At 45.8% G+C, this 18,939-nt stretch carries 18 protein-coding genes; 10 read left to right on the plus strand and 8 right to left on the minus strand.

Annotated features, from left to right (window positions below; genetic code table 11):
* Window positions 1-4: 4 nt before the first annotated feature.
* Entirely contained in the window at window positions 5-2,830 is a 2,826-nt protein-coding gene (uvrA, locus tag RIG68_RS21775) for an excinuclease ABC subunit UvrA (RefSeq protein WP_350127200.1), read from the minus strand.
* 277 nt (window positions 2,831-3,107) lie between these two features.
* On the opposite strand from uvrA, the gene RIG68_RS21780 reads away from it, so the two are divergent.
* Genes RIG68_RS21780 through RIG68_RS21795 form a run of 4 tightly spaced genes read left to right on the plus strand, consistent with a single transcriptional unit; the run spans window position 3,108 to window position 5,746 of the window.
* Window positions 3,108-3,707 (plus strand): RNA polymerase sigma factor, encoded by a 600-nt coding sequence (locus RIG68_RS21780; RefSeq protein ID WP_317489080.1) that lies wholly within the window; start codon window positions 3,108-3,110, stop codon window positions 3,705-3,707.
* Window positions 3,682-3,921, plus strand: coding sequence for an anti-sigma factor (locus RIG68_RS21785; RefSeq protein WP_350127202.1), 240 nt, complete (start codon window positions 3,682-3,684; stop codon window positions 3,919-3,921). Before RIG68_RS21780 ends, RIG68_RS21785 begins: the two co-directional genes overlap by 26 nt.
* Window positions 3,922-3,931: 10 nt before the next feature.
* Window positions 3,932-4,582: an endonuclease III gene (nth, locus tag RIG68_RS21790; RefSeq protein ID WP_350127205.1), complete on the plus strand. Its 651-nt coding sequence runs from the start codon at window positions 3,932-3,934 to the stop codon at window positions 4,580-4,582.
* 3 nt (window positions 4,583-4,585) lie between these two features.
* Window positions 4,586-5,746, plus strand: coding sequence for a glycosyltransferase family 4 protein (locus RIG68_RS21795; RefSeq protein WP_350127208.1), 1,161 nt, complete (start codon window positions 4,586-4,588; stop codon window positions 5,744-5,746).
* Here the strand turns inward: RIG68_RS21795 and gldB are convergent.
* Entirely contained in the window at window positions 5,743-6,732 is a 990-nt protein-coding gene (gene gldB / locus RIG68_RS21800; protein ID WP_350086349.1) for a gliding motility lipoprotein GldB, read from the minus strand. The two genes, RIG68_RS21795 and gldB, sit on opposite strands and share 4 nt — an antisense overlap.
* A 122-nt stretch (window positions 6,733-6,854) precedes the next feature.
* On the opposite strand from gldB, the gene RIG68_RS21805 reads away from it, so the two are divergent.
* Window positions 6,855-7,496, plus strand: coding sequence for an outer membrane beta-barrel protein (locus RIG68_RS21805; protein WP_350127211.1), 642 nt, complete (start codon window positions 6,855-6,857; stop codon window positions 7,494-7,496).
* On the opposite strand, the gene RIG68_RS21810 is transcribed toward RIG68_RS21805, so the two are convergent.
* From RIG68_RS21810 to RIG68_RS21820, 3 genes are all read right to left on the minus strand, one after another.
* Entirely contained in the window at window positions 7,493-9,046 is a 1,554-nt protein-coding gene (locus RIG68_RS21810; protein ID WP_350072774.1) for an Rne/Rng family ribonuclease, read from the minus strand. The two genes, RIG68_RS21805 and RIG68_RS21810, sit on opposite strands and share 4 nt — an antisense overlap.
* 146 nt (window positions 9,047-9,192) lie before the next feature.
* Window positions 9,193-10,014: a tetratricopeptide repeat protein gene (locus RIG68_RS21815; protein ID WP_350127214.1), complete on the minus strand. Its 822-nt coding sequence runs from the start codon at window positions 10,012-10,014 to the stop codon at window positions 9,193-9,195.
* Between the two features lie 28 nt (window positions 10,015-10,042).
* Complete coding sequence (locus RIG68_RS21820; RefSeq protein ID WP_317489087.1) at window positions 10,043-10,333, minus strand: HU family DNA-binding protein; 291 nt, start codon at window positions 10,331-10,333, stop codon at window positions 10,043-10,045.
* Between the two features lie 137 nt (window positions 10,334-10,470).
* Between RIG68_RS21820 and mutY the strand changes: the two genes are divergently transcribed.
* The 5 genes from mutY to recG are packed head-to-tail and all read left to right on the plus strand — an operon-like array spanning window position 10,471 to window position 16,125.
* Window positions 10,471-11,544 (plus strand): A/G-specific adenine glycosylase, encoded by a 1,074-nt coding sequence (mutY, locus tag RIG68_RS21825; protein ID WP_350127217.1) that lies wholly within the window; start codon window positions 10,471-10,473, stop codon window positions 11,542-11,544.
* A gap of 50 nt (window positions 11,545-11,594) precedes the next feature.
* Window positions 11,595-12,026, plus strand: a complete 432-nt coding sequence (locus tag RIG68_RS21830; protein ID WP_350127220.1) for a single-stranded DNA-binding protein — start codon at window positions 11,595-11,597, stop codon at window positions 12,024-12,026.
* 26 nt (window positions 12,027-12,052) lie between these two features.
* Window positions 12,053-13,411 (plus strand): gliding motility-associated protein GldE, encoded by a 1,359-nt coding sequence (gene gldE, locus RIG68_RS21835; RefSeq protein WP_350122094.1) that lies wholly within the window; start codon window positions 12,053-12,055, stop codon window positions 13,409-13,411.
* Window positions 13,412-13,420: 9 nt separating this feature from the next.
* The gene (gldD, locus tag RIG68_RS21840; RefSeq protein ID WP_350127225.1) at window positions 13,421-14,002 is read left to right on the plus strand and encodes a gliding motility lipoprotein GldD; all 582 of its coding nucleotides are present in this window, start codon (window positions 13,421-13,423) and stop codon (window positions 14,000-14,002) included.
* Window positions 14,003-14,031: 29 nt separating this feature from the next.
* Entirely contained in the window at window positions 14,032-16,125 is a 2,094-nt protein-coding gene (gene recG / locus RIG68_RS21845) for an ATP-dependent DNA helicase RecG (protein ID WP_350127228.1), read from the plus strand.
* A gap of 3 nt (window positions 16,126-16,128) precedes the next feature.
* On the opposite strand, the gene RIG68_RS21850 is transcribed toward recG, so the two are convergent.
* Genes RIG68_RS21850 through RIG68_RS21860 form a run of 3 tightly spaced genes read right to left on the minus strand, consistent with a single transcriptional unit; the run spans window position 16,129 to window position 18,937 of the window.
* A complete protein-coding gene (locus RIG68_RS21850) occupies window positions 16,129-16,896 on the minus strand; it encodes a LytR/AlgR family response regulator transcription factor (RefSeq protein ID WP_350127231.1) in 768 nt (255 codons plus the stop codon).
* Window positions 16,893-17,945 (minus strand): histidine kinase, encoded by a 1,053-nt coding sequence (locus tag RIG68_RS21855; RefSeq protein WP_350127234.1) that lies wholly within the window; start codon window positions 17,943-17,945, stop codon window positions 16,893-16,895. The genes RIG68_RS21850 and RIG68_RS21855 overlap by 4 nt, the downstream gene beginning before the upstream one ends.
* Window positions 17,942-18,937: a sensor histidine kinase gene (locus RIG68_RS21860; RefSeq protein ID WP_350127237.1), complete on the minus strand. Its 996-nt coding sequence runs from the start codon at window positions 18,935-18,937 to the stop codon at window positions 17,942-17,944. Before RIG68_RS21860 ends, RIG68_RS21855 begins: the two co-directional genes overlap by 4 nt.
* Window positions 18,938-18,939: the final 2 nt, after the last annotated feature.

Here is an 18,939-nt window from a genome sequence, read left to right on the forward strand (position 1 = left end):
GCTCTTAGTTAAGCTTTTCTTTCAAATACTGTGCTGTATGGTTGCCCGTCAGCTTCACCATGTCTTCCGGCAAGCCAGCAAAACCAATGATCCCTCCGTCAATTCCTCCCTCGGGACCGATATCTATGATCCAGTCAGCATTCTTTACAATCTCCATGTTGTGCTCAATTATCAGCACTGAGTTGCCCTGGTTCACCAGGGCGTTGAGTGCGTCGAGCAGCTTTTTGATATCGTGGAAGTGAAGACCTGTGGTTGGCTCATCAAATATAAACAGGATGTGTTCACTGGAACCTGCATTCCTTTTTCCAATAAAAGAAGCAAGCTTGACCCGCTGCGCTTCACCTCCTGAAAGAGAGTTGGAGGACTGCCCAAGCTTCACGTAGCCAAGTCCAACTTCTAAAAGAGGCTTCATTTTGTTTACAATACCCGGCTTGTCTGAGAAAAAGCTGATGCTTTCTTCCACCGTAAGGTCAAGCACCTCAGCTATGTCTTTGTCTTTGTATTTTACTTCCAGCACCTCATCTTTGAACCGCTTACCATGGCAGGTGTCGCACAAGAGGCGGATGTCGGCCATAAACTGCATCTCGATCTTTACCTCCCCTTCTCCCTGACAAGTTTCGCAACGGCCCCCCTCAACATTGAAAGAGAAGCTAGCAGGTTTCAGGCCTCTTTGCTTAGCAAGTGGTTGTTCCGAAAACAGCTGGCGGATCACGTCGTACGCTTTCACGTAGGTCACAGGATTGGATCGTGAGGATTTTCCAATCGGATTCTGGTCTACGAACTCTATTTGTGTAATGCGCTTATAATCTCCTTCGAGCTTATCAAACTTGCCGGTGGCCTCATTCACAGTGCCGAGTATCTTCCCTATCGCCGGGTAAAGAATCCTTTTTACCAAAGTCGACTTGCCTGAGCCGCTCACTCCAGTCACCACCGTCATCACGCCGAGCGGCAGCTCCATCTTAACGTTCTTGAGGTTGTTTTCTCTGGCTCCGGAAATCAATACCGACTCATTCCACTTTCGCCTCTTCTTGGGTACCTCGATTACATCCCTACCATTCAGAAAGCGAGCAGTATGAGATACATCTTCCACCAGAATCTCTGCCCAGTCACCCTGAAAGACAAGCTCTCCCCCATGGCTGCCAGCGCCAGGCCCAATGTCGATGATCTGGTCGGCTGCTTTCATTACCTCCTCCTCATGCTCCACCACTATCACAGAGTTACCAAGGTTACGAAGAGTCAGCAGCACCTCAATAAGCCGCGAGGTATCTCTGGGGTGCAGACCGATGCTCGGTTCATCCAGAATATACATGGAACCCACTAGTGCACTGCCGAGTGACGTAGCCAACTTTATTCGTTGAAACTCACCACCCGAAAGTGTGCTGGTTAAGCGATTGAGAGTCAAATAACCAAGGCCTACCTGATCCAGGTACGTTAGCCTGTTGATTATCTCCGCTAATATGCGTTTGCTCACCTTTCTGTCGTGCTCGGTAAGCTCAAGGCCCTGCAAAACCTGCAGCACCTGTGAAACCGGCATTAGCACGAGGTCGGTGATAGAGTGGCCGTCGATTCTCACAAAGGCCGCATCTTTTCGCAACCTTGTGCCCCTGCAGTCAGGACACACAGTTCTGCCTCTGTACCTACTGAGCATCACCCTGTACTGAATCTTATGAGTTTGTCCCTCCAGGCACTTAAAAAAGGCGTTAAGCCCGTCAAAGTATTTGTTGCCCGTCCACAGCAACTGGTACTGCTCGGGTGTCAGCTCGTTAACTGCCCTATGGATGGGGTAGTCAAACCTGATCCCATTTTTCAAAAGGGGTTGTGCCCAGGCCTGCATGGTTTCGCCACGCCACGGGGCCACCGCTCCCTCATACACGGACATACTCTTGTCTGGAATTACCAGGTCTTCGTCGATACCAAGAATTTTTCCAAAACCCTCGCAGGTTCTACAGGCTCCGTATGGGTTATTGAAGCTAAACAGGTTGACACTTGGTTCTTCAAACCGGATGCCATCAAGCTCAAACTTATCTGAAAACTCACGCCTCCCCACTCCCAGCACATCCACATAGCAGGTTCCTTCTCCTTCGAAAAAAGCCGTTTGTATGGAATCTGAAAGCCTGTACTGGTTGTCTTCATCTTCTGGCTGTGCCGACGCCCGGTCGATAAGTATTTCAAGTTTCTCAGGCTTTTCCAGACCCTCTTTTTTCTCCACCAAATCTTCAATTTGAAGTATCTCTCCATCGAGAACCAATCGGGTGTATCCTTTACTAAGCAAAATCCGAAATTCATCATCCAGGCTCCTCTCCGTTTTCAAACGCAACGGGCAAGTGATTACCAGCTTCGCCCCAGCCTTGTGACTATATATCCAGTCCACTACGTCGGTAACCGAATCTCTTCGAACCACCTCACCACTTACTGGCGAATAGGTCACTCCTATCCTGGCGAACAACAGCTTCATGTAGTCGTAAATCTCCGTTGTTGTCCCAACAGTCGACCGTGGGTTGCGGGTATTCACCTTTTGTTCGATAGCAATCGCCGGGGAAACTCCTTTTATGTACTCCACCTCAGGCTTCTCCATCCGACCTAAAAACTGTCTGGCATAGGAGCTAAGGCTTTCTACATATTTTCTTTGCCCCTCCGCAAAAAGAGTGTCGAATGCCAGAGAAGACTTCCCGGAGCCGGACAGGCCGGTGATGACCACAAGTTTGTTTCTCGGAATGGCGACGCTAACATTCTTCAGGTTATTTACTTTGGCACCCTTTATGATGATATACTTACGTGGGTCAAGGTCATCAAAGGCCACTGCCTTGTCATTCAATATGCTTACTTCCATTTATTCCTGGGGGTATTACAACGCAAACTTAAGTCTATAATGGTGAATTGCAGTTCAATTGTTTCATTTAAGGTAAACCAAGATAAACGAAGCTTATCCACACATTATTATCTATACAAAACTTTTGTGCAAAAAATTTTTATGTGCGGAAATGAATGACTAAAATTCACATCTTAACATAGAAATAATCGTGCACGAAGCACATAGGATTAACCACTTTAAACCTCTAACTGTTACAATATGGCATAAACCTCTACGTTACTAAAAGTGAAGTTTGATGAGCAAGAATGAAATTAGTGACAGCCAATTAGTAACGCTGTACAGAAACGGGGACGAAGAAGCCTTTAGTACACTGTTAAACAGGCACAAGAACAGAGTTTATACAACGATTTATTTAATTGTAAAAGACCGTTATGTGGCTGAAGATTTATTGCAGGATTCATTTATAAAGGCCGTAAAGACGATAAAGTCTGGCCGGTATAATGAAGAAGGAAAGTTCCTGCCATGGATACTTCGAATAGCCCATAATTTGGCCATAGATTATTTTCGAAAGGAGAAGCGCTACCCTGTGGTAGTGATGGAGGATGGCTCCAAGGTATTCAACACCCTTGAGTTTGCTGAAGATCCGATCGAGAATAAACAGATTAAGATGGAAACCCATCAAATGCTCAGGCAGTTGATACAGGAGTTGCCCGAGGCTCAGAAGGAAGTATTGATTATGCGTCATTACATGCAGATGAGCTTTCAGGACATTGCTGATTCAACGGGTGTTAGTATCAACACCGCTCTGGGCAGAATGCGGTATGCTCTCATTAATCTGAGGAAGAGAATGCAGCAAACAAGTATAGCCTATGACAAAAACATTTACAGAAAATGACCTGATACGGTATGTATATGGAGAGACTTCAGAAATAGAAAATAACGAAATCGAAAGTGCTTTGCTATGCGATAGTGGAGTGCAGGAACAGTTTGCTCAACTGCTGGAGATTACTCAGCAGCTTAGCGGCGTCAATTATTTTCCTTCTGAAAACTCGGTGAAAAACATCCTTGATAAAGCCAAAGAACTAAATTTGCAGTCTATCGCTAAATAGTGAGAGACTAATGACACGCAAAGAGCGCTACGAGGCTTTTATAAATTTCTTTACTGAGCACTTTCCTGAACCAGAAACGGAGTTGCACTATGGCACCCCGTTCGAGTTACTGGTGGCAGTGGTTCTGAGTGCCCAGTGCACAGATAAAAGGATCAACCTGGTAACGCCTGCTCTTTTCAAGGATTTCCCGACGCCTGCCCACCTGGCCGCCACTACTTTCGACGAGCTTTTTCCCTATATAAGAAGTGTGTCGTATCCCAATAACAAGACCAAGCACCTGATTGGGCTGGGAAAAAAGCTAGTGGAGAACTTCAATTCGGAAGTGCCTGGCACAATTGAGGACCTTCAAACCCTGCCGGGTGTGGGGAGAAAAACTGCTAACGTTATAGCATCGGTGATATACAATCTGCCTACAATGGCTGTAGACACCCATGTTTTTCGGGTATCTAAGCGGCTGGGGCTAGTGACAAAATCTGCCAACACACCACTTGAAGTAGAGAAACAGCTTGTAAAATACATTCCTGAAGAACACATTCCAAAAGCCCACCACTGGTTGATTCTTCATGGCAGATATACGTGCCTGGCCCGCACTCCCAAATGCGAGGATTGTGCCATCAGTTCCTTTTGTAGCTACTACGAAAGCTCCCTGAAACAACGCTGAGCCATGAGGGTGATCCTTCTTCATCAGTACTATAAAACGCCAGAAGAAGGCGGAGGCATTCGTTCGTGGTACTTGTGCCGGGCCTTAAAGGAAGCTGGCCATGAGGTGCAGGTAGTGACAGCGTGGAACAAGGAGGAATCCGAAACTGTATCAGTTGACGGCTACCCGGTTCACTATCTTTCGGTGCACTACTCTAACGATCTGGGTTTTTTTAGGCGGATTTGGTCCTTCACTGCTTTCTTTGTTGCTGCCTACAAGAAAGTGAACTCATTATCCCGACCGGACTTCATTTACGCTATCAGCACTCCTTTGAGTATTGGAGCGTTGGCCAAGTGGATCCGATGGAGAAAAAGCATTCCGTATTTGTTTGAGGTCGGCGACCTTTGGCCCGATGTGCCAGCACAAATGGGGTATTTGCGCAATCCGCTATTGATTCGAATCATTAAGAGCCTGGAGCTTTCCACCTACAAATCAGCGAAGGCTATAGTGGCCATGAGTCCGGCAATGGTAGATTATTTTAACGACTTGGGCCACGGCAATAAAACAATATGCGTCACTAATTTTTCTGACCTTACTCTTACCAACACCCCCTCGCATGAGAAAGAACGGACGGACAGTTTTACAGTCGCCTATATAGGCACTTTGGGCAAAGCAAACCACCTAAGCTACCTGATTGATTTGGCGGAAGAAGCTCAAAAAAGAGGTTTGAAGAATTTCCGATGCATTATTATGGGTGAAGGTGCGGAGGAGCCCTTGCTCAAAAAAATGATCGCCGAAAGAGGGCTCTCTAATGTTTCCCTTTTGCCGCACTCCGCTAAGCCGACCGCTATAAATGTGCTCAAAAGTGCTTCAATGGCCTATTTGTCTTTTGGGCCATATGACAAGTTATGGAAGGGTAGCCCGAACAAGTACTTCGATGCCCTGGCGATTGGAAAACCCATTCTCTGCAATTTCGGCGGATGGATAGCCGAGGAAATAAGCGCCAAAAAATGTGGTATTACCTATAATCCGATTGATCCCAGATCTTTTTTCGAAACTAATTGGGCATCGCTTCAGAAGCCCGGTGCACTTAAAAAAATGGGTGAAAATGCCCGTACACTAGCTGAAAAGAGCTACGCTCTTGACAAACAGATCCCAAAATGGTTATCCCTCTTTTCCCGTTAGTGCGGGTTAGGCCGGTATTTCGACAAAGTGAAAATCTTCTTAGGGTCATCTTCCTCCATTAGCTCCTGCAAGGTGACCTTAGGATTGTTCTCCATATAAGACCTCACAATTTCCCAGCCCACCCAGGCACCGATTCGTCCCGGGCACTTCTCACCAATCTCATACACATTGGGCCTCTCTCCCATGAACTTGTTGATGAGCTTAGGCTCAGTTTCATACAAAAGCTGGTTTTGCACAAAATTCGCCCAGACGACGTCCTCATTCTTGTGCACTTCTCTCAGCTCCTCCTCCGAAAACCCGATAATAATAGAATCGGGTGCGCACGGCACCATTCGCTCTGTAAAATAGTAAGTCTTACCAGCGGTTATCATTTCATTCAGGAGTGTGTTATCGCCGTAGTCAACCTTGTTGTAGTAGTCGGATAAAAAGAAAAACGAAGCCGGAACTATATAATCCGGCTTAAAACGGCGGGCAATGTAGGCTGGTACATTGTCGGGCTTATACTTCGAGTCGTTACCAATGAAGAAATCTAACCCGATGACCAACAGACTGTCGGAAAAATAAATATCCCTATAAAAACCAGTGACCATTGTTTGAACCCTGGGAGTTTTAGCGCCTGGGTAGTAATACTTAAGGTGTTGAAACGCAGAAACGTACTGCGCCTCGAGCCAACTTATATCTCCGAACTTCCTATCGACTTCCATTTGCAAAGAGTCGAGGTGGGGGATTAGCCTGATCATTTGATTGGCCAGCACACTGTCGGACGGATACTGATTGGCATCCAAAAAATAGTCCGCTAACGTCGGATTGCCCTCAAGGAACGCTCTCACCTCACCAGAAGTAGTGGACTCAAATAGCGGAACTTCCTTCCTTTCAATGGAAACCTCCATGGGTATTGCAGCTATTTCGGGATCGATCTCACATTCCTTGTTTTCGCAAGCAGCGAAGGCAAAGAAAATGAGTAGAAATGCATAATTTCGATTCATCGTATCAACTTTGGACTAAAACTATTGATTATCCCTCTTTGAAAAAACTGGGATACCTTGAATTAAAGTATTTTTCAGCAAGGCTAGCAACTTTGCCCCTTTGCGTAAAGAAACGATCATTTATGAAAAGAATTTTTATCCTTTCTATTTTTTGTCTCATTTCTGGTGTTGCCTTTTCTCAGGTGAAAATCGGGCTTAGGTTTTCCCCCTCTTACAATATCAACCGGGTATCAAGCTTGTCGGACACGTTGATTCTATCGCCACAGCAGGCAACCTTCAAAATGGTACTGGGTATAGTAACAGAGTTTGCCTTCACAGATACCTACAGTTTCACAACCGGGCTTGCTTTTGCGCCAAAAAGTGTTGGGATCAATTTTGCCGGAGAAAACGGCGGATCATATACCAACGCCACCGAAGAGTATAAAATACAGTATCTCCAGATTCCCGTATTGTTGAAACTGTATACCGACGACTACCTGCCGGGCAGCAGGATATACTTTCATGTGGGTGCCATGATCGACGTCAAGATATTTGACTCACCTGAAAACAATGACTATGTATTCATAGAGAAGTTTTTGCCAGTGGATGCGTCGGCAGTGCTGGGTGTTGGTACGGATGTGGAGCTTGGGATTTCCACGATTGTGTTTGGGGGCTTGAGCTATAACCGGGGGTTGACCAACATGGCCTCAAAAACAATCGCTCTTGACGCAAAACCCATTGTCAAGAGCGATTACTTCCAATTGGAGCTTGGTTTAAAGTTTTAAACCAGCTCTATTTCTTCTCCTGTAGAATTAACAAAGTGGAAATCCGTCAGGCCTAGTGATGAGTCCTCGATCAGGTGAACCCACTTGTAGTACTTCATGAACCACTGTACTCTCTTGGAGTAAATCCCTTTGGTGAAATAAGCATAAAGATACGGATGAAGGCTAATGGTTAGCTTCTTCTCGTTTTGCTTGCCAAAGATGTGTTCTATGTTTTTCTCAATCTGATCGGCCACTATTACTGACGCCGTGATTTTGCCGGTACCATTACACGTAGGACAAACCTCTCTCGTGCTGATATTCATCTCCGGCCTTACCCGCTGCCGGGTGATCTGCATCAGACCAAATTTTGAAAGAGGAAGCACAGTATACTTGGAGCGGTCGGTGCTCATCTCCTGCTTCATCCTCTCATAAACCTTCTTCCGGTTATCCTGCTTTTTGAGGTCAATGAAATCTATCACGATGATACCGCCCATGTCTCTCAGGCGAAGTTGCCTGGCGATTTCCGACGCTGCATCCATGTTTACCCGCAGAGCGGTTGACTCCTGATCCTCTTCGGCGTTCGACTTGTTGCCGCTGTTAACGTCAATTACATGAAGCGCTTCTGTATGCTCAATGATTAAATAGCCTCCTCCGGCTACACTTACGGAACGGCCAAACGACATCTTGAGCTGTTTTTCTACGTGGAAATGCTCAAATATTTTAACCTTACCGGTGTATTGTCTGAGGATTTTTTCTTTGTCGGGTGCTATCTTGTTAACGTAGGCACGAACATCCCCGAACGTCTTTTTGTCATCGATATGAATAGCATCGAACGATTCGTTCAGGACGTCTCTGAGAATAGAGTTTGTCCTGCTCATTTCACCGATGATCTTGTCCTTCGATTGGGCTGTCTTCAGGTTTTTCATCCCTTCTTCCCAAATGGAAACAAGGTTTCTTAAGTCCTTGTCGAGCTCGGCAACATCTTTGCCCTGAGCGACAGTCCTGATGATAACACCAAAGTTTTCGGATTTTATGGACGACACCAAACGAACAAGCCGTTTGCGCTCATCGCTACTGTCAATTTTCTTGGAAACATTGACAGTATTTGAGAATGGTACAAGAACTAAGTACCGTCCCGCAAGGGACAATTCACAAGAAAGCCGGGGGCCCTTTGTGGAGATTGGTTCTTTTACAACCTGTACAAGTATCTTTTGACCCTTGGTAAGTACCTGGCTGATCTTGCCAAGCTTATCAATATCTTTTTCGGGTTTAAAACCTGCAAGTTTGTGGCTTATATTTTTGTTTGTAAGTACAAGCCGTGTGAACTTATTCAACGACTGAACTTGCGGGCCCAAATCGAGGTAATGCAAAAATGCATCTTTCTCGTAGCCGACATCAATAAAAGCAGCATTTAGGCCCTGTACGATCTTCTTTACAGTGCCTAAATATATATCTCCAACATTGAATTGATGATCATCACTTTCCTGATGATACTCTACCAATCGCTTGTCTCTTAGTAAGGCAATCCGGGATCCCTGTGGAGTCGAATTTATTATTAATTCATTGCTCACACTGATTCCGTTTTAAAAAGTAAATTACTTCTTCTTGTGCCTATTCTTTCTGAGTCTTTTCTTTCTCTTGTGAGTAGCGATCTTATGTCTCTTTCTTTTCTTTCCGCAAGGCATATGCGAATGTCTTTATTTGTTAAACAATTTTTTTAATTCAATTCCTGAAGGTAAGAGTCAACTGCGGCGCTTACTGCCGGATCGTTTTCCGTTTCCTTCGCTTTGATAAGCCAGGCTTTAGCTTTCTGCTTGTCGCCTAACTCCTTATAACTTACACCAAGATAAAACATGGCCTGGATGTTCTCAGGGTCAATTGTCAAGAGCTTTTCAAGTCTCTCAACTGCCTTATCGTACTGTGCCGACTGCATCGAAAGAATGCCCATATTGTAAAGGGCCTCTTTGTTGTCAGGGTCCTTCTCCAGAATTTCTCTCAACATCAAAATTCCCTGCATGGGATTCGGTGAAGAGATGTAGGTCATGGCTATTTTTGACTTAGCACTCAAATTGTCCGGATTGGCTTTTAAAACCTCCCCAAGCAATTCCTGAACCTTACTTCCGAGCTTTTTGGCCCTGGCATCATCCGCCGCAAAACCGAACGCTTCGTAATAATAATTACCCGCTTTCTCCTTTGCCTCTATCGACGGATCGACCTCCGCAAGGAGGTCAGCGTACTTAGCAACACTGTCCAATTGTTGTACCAAAAGGAAGGTGTTCGCCAAAGAGTCTGCAAAGATAGCTGAATTGTTTGGATTTTTTAACTGCTCCTTGAAATATTGTATCTTTTGCTGGTCAGAATCAGACAGTTCTACTTCGTGGGCTCCTGGTATTTCTTCAGCTCCTGCATTTTCTTCCTGCGTGGCTGACGGCACTTCAGCCATATCACTGTCATTGTCTACGACTACCTTGGGAAGACTGAAAAGAACGATGATCAGCCCAACCCCTAATATGGTTAAGACAATTTGTTGTTTTGACATGAAGTTTGTTTGCTGGAAATAGGACTTCCTATTTCAGTTTGTTGCTGCTTTTTACCTTCTCAATAAAAACCTTCGACGGCTTAAAGCTAGGCACATAGTGCTCATCGATGACGATAGCCGTGTTCTTAGAAATATTTCTGGCAATCTTCTTGGCTCTTTTCTTGTTTACAAAACTTCCGAAACCACGAACGTAAATATTACTACCATCTGCCATCGAACTTTTTACCACAGTGAAAAAAGCTTCTACGCTAGTTTGCACGTCTGCTTTATCAATCCCCGTTTTCTCTGCAATTTCGTTTATTACGTCTGCTTTAGTCACCTCTTCTATATTTTAATTATGCTTTGCTACTCGATTTTTTAATGGGCACAAATTTAAATGAGCGGGGTAGAAATAAAAAAGAAAGAGTTAAATAAAAGCGCTTATTTTGTGCCCTCAACGAAAGTATTTCTCTCATCGTGGCCGAAAGTAATCAGGCGTTTTCAAAGATTTTAATAAGATGGTACGAAAGGCACAAAAGGGATCTTCCGTGGCGTGAAACGAAAGACCCGTACGCCATCTGGCTCTCCGAGATCATACTTCAGCAAACACGTGTTGCTCAGGGCCTTCCGTATTTTCAGAAATTTATCGACCGGTTTCCCACTGTCGGCACGCTGGCGGAGGCAAGCCAGGAGGAGGTGCTGGCGCTGTGGCAGGGTCTTGGTTATTACTCCAGAGCGAGAAACCTACATACATGTGCTCAAACGGTGGCTTCGCAATACGATGGGAAATTCCCGACCAGCTATAGGGAGCTTCTGCAACTAAAAGGCATAGGTGGCTACACAGCCGCCGCCATTGCCTCCTTCGCCTTTAACGAAGCTGTGCCTGTAGTCGATGGAAATGTTTATCGGGTGATTTCCAGGGTATTTGGGCTACACGACGATATTTCGAATGCTTCCACCAGAAAGGTATTTGAAGAGCGACTCGCATCGCTTATTCCATCCGATGCGCCGGGCGAATTCAACCAGGCCATTATGGAGTTTGGTGCGCTTCATTGCACGCCGTCAGCACCAGACTGCAAAAGTTGCGCTTTCAGTCACTCGTGTTTCGCATTCCGAAACAACGAAGTGGCCAACTTACCTGTAAAGACAAAAAAAGTGAAGGTGCTCAATCGGTATTTTAACTATTTTGTTTTTCAATTCGGCGAACAGGTACTTATGGGGTCAAGAAAAGATAAAGATATCTGGCTTGGCCTTCACGATTTCTTTAACATTGAACGAGAAGAGCTGTTTGATGAGGAAACGGCTCTTATAGAGGTCAGCAATTTGATTTCCACTGCAAATTGGGAACTAATCGATATTTCAGCAACTTATAAACATGTATTGACTCACAGGATTATTTATGCCCGTTTTTTTAGGGTGCGTATTTTTCAGTCTGATGACTTCGTTTCGTTAATTCAAAGCACAAAGTTGAAGCCAATTAGTGTTGGTGACACCGCCGGAATTTCGAAGCCAGTATTGATTACCAATTATTTGAATGATACCTTATTTTAAGTTATTTTTATTATCCCTATCTATCAAAACACTACAAAAAACAAATCTTTATGTCAGGAGTAAATAAAGTGATTCTGCTTGGAAACCTTGGAAAAGACCCAGAGATAAGACACCTGGAGAATGGTCGGGCTGTGACCAACTTCACATTGGCCACTAGCGAAGTTTACAAAAACAAAGAAGGCAACAAAGTGACTAACACCGAGTGGCACAATGTAGTTTTGTGGACGCCTCTTGCAGAAGTAGCTGAAAAGTATCTGAAAAAAGGCAACCAAGTGTATATAGAAGGAAAAATAACAACCCGTTCCTACGACGATAAAGACGGAAACAAGAGATACATTACTGAAGTAGTAGGAAGGGAAATGACCCTCGTCGGCGGAAGGCCAGACGGCGGCGGAGGCTCGTCCGAACAACAAAATAGTGGATCCTCTCAGCCAGCTCCAGTAGCAGCAGAGCCAACCGATCTGGATGATTTGCCGTTTTAGCACTATATTGCAGCTTTTATCCATCAATGGAAGACCCGTACCCCAGTATATATTTGACATTAATTGGAGACTTAGGTATCACTTATGTCTCCTTTTACATTTTTAGCGGCGTTCTATTTGCGTTGCTGCTCTACCTTTCGGCCCTTATTTCAGGGTCGGAAGTAGCTTTCTTTTCGCTGAGTCATGGCGACCTTGCCACGTGCCGAACCTCAGCCAGCTCTCAGGATAAGCGAATTATGAGCCTGCTTCAGGGGCCGCAGCGGCTTTTGGCTACCATTTTGATCATGAACAACCTGGTCAACATCACGATTGTGACATTGGCGACCTATGTCACCTGGGAAATAGTTGGTTCGAAATCGGCCGACGGATACATTGTGGCTGTGCTGACTGTGATCACAACGCTGGCTATTGTCTTTTTTGGAGAGGTGGTACCAAAAGTATATGCCAATCAAAACAACCTTAGCTTCGCCAGAAGCACCTCGGGCTTGCTGAATGTAGCCGATACTGTTTTCTGGCCTGTGTCGTGGTTGCTGCTGTCGATCAGTTCAATAGTTGAGAAGAGGGTAGAAAGAAAGGGCTATAACGTGTCGATTGATGAGCTCAATCATGCGCTGGAGCTAACCGCCGAAACTGAAGCCACGGAGGAAGAAAAAGGCATATTAAAGGGGATCGTAAATTTTGGCACACTCACCGTGACTCAGGTAATGCGATCCAGGGTAGACATCACGGCAATTGATTTTGAGACCGACTTCCATGAGCTGATGGATCAGATCAATAAGACGGGTTACTCCAGAATCCCTATATATAAGGAAACGGTCGACAAAATAGAAGGGGTGCTTTATATCAAAGACCTGCTTCCTTTTGTGGACAAAGACGAGAACTTTCTGTGGCAGAACCTGATGCGTCCGGCGTTTTTTGTTCCCGAAAGCAAAAGAGTTGATGCGCTATTTAAAGACTTTCAGGAGAAGCGGGTACATATGGCCATCGTTGTCGACGAATATGGTGGCACCTCCGGGCTTGTGACCCTGGAAGACTTGATCGAAGAAATCGTTGGGGAGATCAACGATGAGTTTGACAACGAAGACGAGATCGCTTACAACAAACTCGACAGCAATACTTACGTGTTTGAAGGCAAGATTTCGCTGAACGACTTTTGCAAAGTAGTGAGTGTGGAAGGCAACATCTTTGACACAGTGAGAGGCGACAGCGAATCCCTTGGAGGGCTGATTCTAGAGATCAATTCTAAGCTTCCCAATGTTGGAGAGAAAATTCGCTTTGAGAGATTTGTTTTCACGGTAGTGTCGGCAGATAACAAGCGGATCAAAAGAGTGCGGGTTTTCATAAACCCCTCGTTCCAGGCGGAAAGTCTCCAAAAGGATAAGTAATTTAAAGGCATGAAGCTTAAATTCTTTCTTTTTTTCTTCCCGGTCATTCTTGCTTTGAGTGTTGCTTGCGAAAGCACTTATTTGCCAAAGCCCAAGGGATACAATCGTATCGACCTTCCGCCTAGTGAGTATGTTGCTCTGCCAGACTCATTTCCTTATCAGTTCCAGTACTCTGCCCATGCAAAGCTGCTGAAGGACTCTTCGTGGATGGCCGAAAGGTATTGGATTGATTTGTACTACCCCACGATGGAAGCATTGGTGCAGGTTACTTATAAGCCTGTGAAACATGATACCACCTTGCTCAGAGAGTATTTTGAAGACTCCTACAAACTCACTTCCAAGCACAATATTAAAGCGTATTCCATTGAGCAGATGGACTTGGTTATACCAAATGGTGGGTGGGCCGTAGTGTCGGAGCTGACCGGAGAAGTGCCCAGCCAATTTCAGTTTCACGCCACTGATTCTGCCAATCACTTCATTCGTGGAGCACTCTATTTTGAGACTTCCACAAAAAACGATTCTTTAAAGCCGGTTATTGAGTACATTAAGTTCGATATCATCCACATGCTCAACACCCTTGAGTGGAAATAGGCATACAGTAGAGAACCATTACCCATCGCATGTCCGGCTTTTTTGAAACCAGAATAGAGTTCCTGAAAGGCGTTGGCCCTCAAAGAGCGGAGCTGCTAAACAAAGAGCTGTCTATTTTTACCTACGGCGACCTACTCCAGCACTATCCGTTCAGGTACGAAGACCGCACAACCTTTCACAAAATCAAAGACATAAGAGACGAGGAATCCTTTGTGCAGGTGATGGGGAAAATCCGATCAATGGAAACTGTTGGTATTGGCGGGAAGAAGAGGCTTGTGGCTCATTTCTATGACGAAACCGGAGAAATGGAGTTGGTTTGGTTCCAGGGAGCTGCCTGGATTTCTAAGAAGCTTCGGGTAAATACCCCCTACCTTGTGTATGGCAAGCCTTCCGCTTTTAGCAGCAAGTTCAACATCGCTCACCCGGAAATTGAACCACTGACGGTTGATAACAGAAAAGGCGGGTATCTGCAACCCATTTACCACACCAGCGAAAAGCTCAAGGCCCGCTTTATCGACAGCAAAGTGATCTCGAAGTTTCAGGAGCAGCTACTGCTGGTTGCTTTGCCGTATATCCACGAAACGCTTCCCGACTTTTTGCTGCAGAAATTTGCCCTGGTGAGCAAAAAAGAGGCGATGGTAAATGCCCACTTTCCGAAGAGTGGCGAATGGTTAGAAAGGGCGAGAAAGCGGTTGAAGTTTGAAGAGCTTTTCTACATTCAACTCAGGTTAGTAAGCCTTAAGGGCTCCCGAAAAGACTTGTACAAAGGCCTGGTGCTGGCCGACACCTCTCTGCTCACCACTTTTTACAATGACCATTTGCCGTTTGAGCTGACTGGCGCCCAAAAAAGGGTGATCAGGGAAATTTACCTCGACATGAGATCGGGTAAGCAAATGAACCGCCTTTTGCAGGGCGATGTGGGAAGTGGAAAAACCATGGTGGCCTTTATTTGCATGCTGCTGGCTATAGGCAGCGGCAGCCAGGCTACCCTCATGGCACCGACTGAAATTCTGGCCGGTCAGCACTACACCGGGCTCAAAGAGTACGCCGACAAAATGGGTTTGAGCATTGCCAAACTTACCGGGTCCACCAAAAAGAAGGAGAGGACAAGGATTCTGGCAGAACTGCTTTCCGGTGATATTCACATATTGGTGGGCACTCATGCGTTACTGGAAGAGCCCGTGCAATTCAGAAGCCTCGGACTGGCCATCACTGATGAGCAACATCGCTTTGGCGTAGCACAACGGGCCCAGCTTTGGCAGAAAAACGAAGAGTTCTATCCTCACGTGCTGGTGATGACGGCCACCCCCATTCCCCGCACGCTGGCCATGACTGTATACGGTGACCTGGATACCAGCACGATCGATGAAATGCCAGCCGGCCGGAAGCCCATCAAAACGATTCATAGAACCGATGCTGCCAGGCTGCAAGTGTTTGGGTTCATCAGAGAACAAATTCAGTTGGGTCGACAGGCCTACATTGTTTATCCGCTTATAGAGGAGTCGGCGTCGCTCGACCTCAAGGATCTGATGGATGGCTATGAAAGCATCGCAAGGGCTTTTCCTGACTTCCAGCTCAGCATTGTGCACGGCAAAATGAAACCCGAGGCCAAAGACTTTGAGATGCAGCGGTTTGTGGAGGGCGTTACACATATAATGGTGGCAACAACTGTGATTGAGGTAGGCATCAACGTGCCCAATGCCAGTATGATGGTGATAGAAAATGCGGAGAGATTTGGGCTGGCCCAGCTGCATCAGCTCAGGGGCAGAGTAGGCCGGGGTGCCGACCAGTCGTATTGCATTCTGATGACAAAAGACAAGCTAAGCCAGGAGGCCAGAACCCGTATTCAAACCATGGTGGGCACCAACGACGGGTTTGAAATTGCCCGGGTCGATTTAAAACTAAGAGGGCCGGGCGACTTGATGGGCACCCAACAAAGTGGTGTAATGGATCTTTTGGTTGCCGACCTGGTGCAAGACGGGAAAATACTTCAGGCAGCGAGGGAAGAAGCCCAACAAATCATTGACAACGACCCCAAGCTAACACTGGACAAGCACCGGGTGATCAAGTCACACATTTCTTCGCTCAAAAAGTCAGTGACGAACTGGAGCCGGATCAGCTAGCAATCAGCCCGCATCATTGAACCAGTCTTTGAACGCACTTACCTTCTCCCGGCTCACCACAATCTCTTCTGGCCAATCCACCGTCGGCACTATTCTAAGCCTTGTAACTGAGTAGATCAGCACATCTTTGATCGCATCGATGTTGATGATGTAAGTCCTGTTGACCCTGAAGAAGGATTTCGGGTTAAGTATCTCCTCCAAGGTCTCCATTTTATAATCTATCACATACCTCGCTTTCGTATTGGTGACAATGAAGCCATTTCTCCCCTCGGCGTAAAAGAAGGCCACGTCTTCGGTTTTCACAGAACGGATATGTTCGCCAACCTTCACCATAAACCTGTTTTTGAAGTCTTTTTGAAGGTAGCTTTTGAGTACGTTTTCAATGGCATTCGCAGGTTGTACGGTGGCTCCTTTCTTCAGGAGCCTTAGCTTCTCTATGCTTTGCTCCACTGCATCTCTGTCGATGGGCTTGAGAAGGTAGTCTACTCCGTTCGACCGAAATGCTTCCAAAGCATAATTATCGTAGGCAGTAATGAAAATCACCGGCACGTTGACGGGATGCTGTTTGAAAGCCTCCAGACTTAGTCCGTCTTTCAACTTAATATCCGTCAGTATCAGTTCTATCTCGTCTCCCTTGCTTTCCAGCAATTCCAACATTGCCACCACTGTTGTCGCTTCACCTATCAGCTCAATTTCAGGTGCGATTTCGGCCAATATTTTCTTCAGCTTATCGGATGCCGGCTTTTCGTCTTCTATAAGGATGGTTTTCATGCTGCTTTCTCGAGTTTTAGAAGAGGTAGTTTTACAAATCCCTTACTGTCAGCTTTCACTATCAGCAGGGGTCGTTCGGTGAAATGTTCAAACGACTGGAGCAACTCCATCATCTTTTCCTTGCCCTCCACCGTCGGCATTAACCTTTCCCACAGGGAGTATTCAATGGTCAAATAGTCCTCCTCTCTTCTGACAATTATTTTCAACGGTCGGCTTTGGTTGATCATGTTCGAAGCGATGACCCACTCCATCACAATCATCATACTTCCGGGCAAAAGGTACGCCTCTTCTTCAATAGCTTCGCTTTCTGGCAGCCAATGAATGTTCCCATCGTACTGCTGGTTGTAAAGATACACTATGCTTTCAGCGATCGTCAATTCAGACTTCATCTCCGAAAGATCTTCGTGCCGGCTGTCGAGCACACTTCTGTACACATGCGAAAGCTTCTGGATGAACTTGTCAGCCGCTTTATCCTTTTTGTAAAGAATAGAAATCAGGGTTTCGAGCGACTTATAAAGAAACTCCGGATTAATTACCCTGCTAAAAATCCTCAGCTTCAAGTCTATATTCTTTTTCAGCACTCCTTCTTTGTCTAACGCCCTGTTTGTTTCAAGCGTGAACAAAATGACGGAGGCGAGCACTATAAAGTAGAGGATATAAATAAATCCGTAGATGGACAGAAAGGTAGACAATTCGGTGGTGAAGGTGCCAAAGCTATAGCCTATCTCCCACACCAGGTAAGCACTTATGCTAGCGAACACCACAAGCAGGGTCACCAGCAACCCTGCAAGGAACAACAAGCCAAACGAGAGCTTAATAAAGTCACTGCTTTCTATTCGTGGCACAAAGCCATTGACAATGGCCCGCAGCAATTCAGCAACCAAATAGGTGGTTCCTATACACAACAAAGCTTCCTTTTCGAAAAACACCTCACCAAGTGAGCCCAGGTTATCAAACACAAGCAGCACAAGCATGTAAATGAGCATACCCAATGGGAGAGGGGCAAACAACCGTGATATCAAGTGATTATAAAAAAGTTTACGCTTCATAAATGAGGAAGTAAAGGAACGGAGACGCTAAACAGCTTGTCGTTTACAATCCGAACAGGTAAATCGGTAAAAAAAACATATCGTTTTTGGATATTGGCCAAACCCACCTGTAGCGACTCTGCCTCATCCACTATGCCCCGGTTTTCATTGGTCACACAGATATAGTTACCCTCCTCTTCCTGAATCACTATCTCCATCGGATCCAGCTCCGAGAAGTCGTTGTGCTTAATGGCGTTTTCTACCAGTAGCTGTATTGTAAGCGGCGGTATGTTGGCAGAAAATTTATTGGCCCCGATTGAAATTGTGTGGGTAAGAGCATTGCCGAATCTTACCTTTTGGAGAAAAAGATAGGCTCTTACAAAAGCCAGCTCCTCCTCCACAGTTACCAGCTTTTTGTCCTGAGACGCAATAAGATACTGGTAAGACTGAACCAGCCGTCGAATGAACTGCTCGGCTTGCTCTGAAGAGTCGTCAAGCAGAGAGGAGATGGTGTTGAGACTGTTGAACAGGTAGTGGGGACTAAGCTGTGTTTTCAGGAGTTCATACTGAAGCTCAAGCTGCTCTCTTTCGTGCTTGAGCTGGTTGAGTCGGCCTTTAGAGTATTCGCTGAAACTAAAGTACGACAGGTCAAATACTCCATTAACGATGATCAGAACAAAAAGAAGCAGCGCTAATTTGATCATTTCAGGCTTCAGCGTTTCGAAAGAAACCGCTTCTGGAAAAAGTCCTTTGGACAGTTCAAGGCCCAGGAGAACAATGCCAGCCAATATTGCAGCCTGCACAAGCGATCCAGCAAGAAACCGGACGCCCAGCGACTTCCTCCAGGAAATGACTGCATTTAACCTGATGTTGGAGTAGACTATTGAAATGCCAGCTACAGCACCCATGGCCACTACCAACAAATACGCACCAAGGTGGCCAGCAAGGTCGGGAAGCTCTCCGGTTTTACCGTAGTAGAGATAGTTGAATATCCCTACTGCGATAAATGCCATTC

It is taken from the genome of Imperialibacter sp., assembly GCF_040222385.1.
GTDB lineage: Bacteria > Bacteroidota > Bacteroidia > Cytophagales > Cyclobacteriaceae > Imperialibacter.

Excerpts from the sequence above, each read along its gene's own strand:
- RIG68_RS21860 (WP_350127237.1), bottom strand. The coding sequence starts at position 18,937 with ATGGCATTTATCGCAGTAGGGATATTCAACTATCTCTACTACGGTAAA.
- RIG68_RS21850 (WP_350127231.1), bottom strand. The coding sequence starts at position 16,896 with ATGAAAACCATCCTTATAGAAGACGAAAAGCCGGCATCCGATAAGCTG.
- gldD (WP_350127225.1), top strand. The coding sequence starts at position 13,421 with ATGAAGCTTAAATTCTTTCTTTTTTTCTTCCCGGTCATTCTTGCTTTG.
- RIG68_RS21805 (WP_350127211.1), top strand. The coding sequence starts at position 6,855 with ATGAAAAGAATTTTTATCCTTTCTATTTTTTGTCTCATTTCTGGTGTT.
- gldE (WP_350122094.1), top strand. The coding sequence starts at position 12,053 with ATGGAAGACCCGTACCCCAGTATATATTTGACATTAATTGGAGACTTA.
- RIG68_RS21830 (WP_350127220.1), top strand. The coding sequence starts at position 11,595 with ATGTCAGGAGTAAATAAAGTGATTCTGCTTGGAAACCTTGGAAAAGAC.
- recG (WP_350127228.1), top strand. The coding sequence starts at position 14,032 with ATGTCCGGCTTTTTTGAAACCAGAATAGAGTTCCTGAAAGGCGTTGGC.
- RIG68_RS21795 (WP_350127208.1), top strand. The coding sequence starts at position 4,586 with ATGAGGGTGATCCTTCTTCATCAGTACTATAAAACGCCAGAAGAAGGC.
- RIG68_RS21780 (WP_317489080.1), top strand. The coding sequence starts at position 3,108 with ATGAGCAAGAATGAAATTAGTGACAGCCAATTAGTAACGCTGTACAGA.
- RIG68_RS21815 (WP_350127214.1), bottom strand. The coding sequence starts at position 10,014 with ATGTCAAAACAACAAATTGTCTTAACCATATTAGGGGTTGGGCTGATC.
- nth (WP_350127205.1), top strand. The coding sequence starts at position 3,932 with ATGACACGCAAAGAGCGCTACGAGGCTTTTATAAATTTCTTTACTGAG.
- RIG68_RS21785 (WP_350127202.1), top strand. The coding sequence starts at position 3,682 with ATGACAAAAACATTTACAGAAAATGACCTGATACGGTATGTATATGGA.
- uvrA (WP_350127200.1), bottom strand. The coding sequence starts at position 2,830 with ATGGAAGTAAGCATATTGAATGACAAGGCAGTGGCCTTTGATGACCTT.
- RIG68_RS21855 (WP_350127234.1), bottom strand. The coding sequence starts at position 17,945 with ATGAAGCGTAAACTTTTTTATAATCACTTGATATCACGGTTGTTTGCC.
- gldB (WP_350086349.1), bottom strand. The coding sequence starts at position 6,732 with ATGAATCGAAATTATGCATTTCTACTCATTTTCTTTGCCTTCGCTGCT.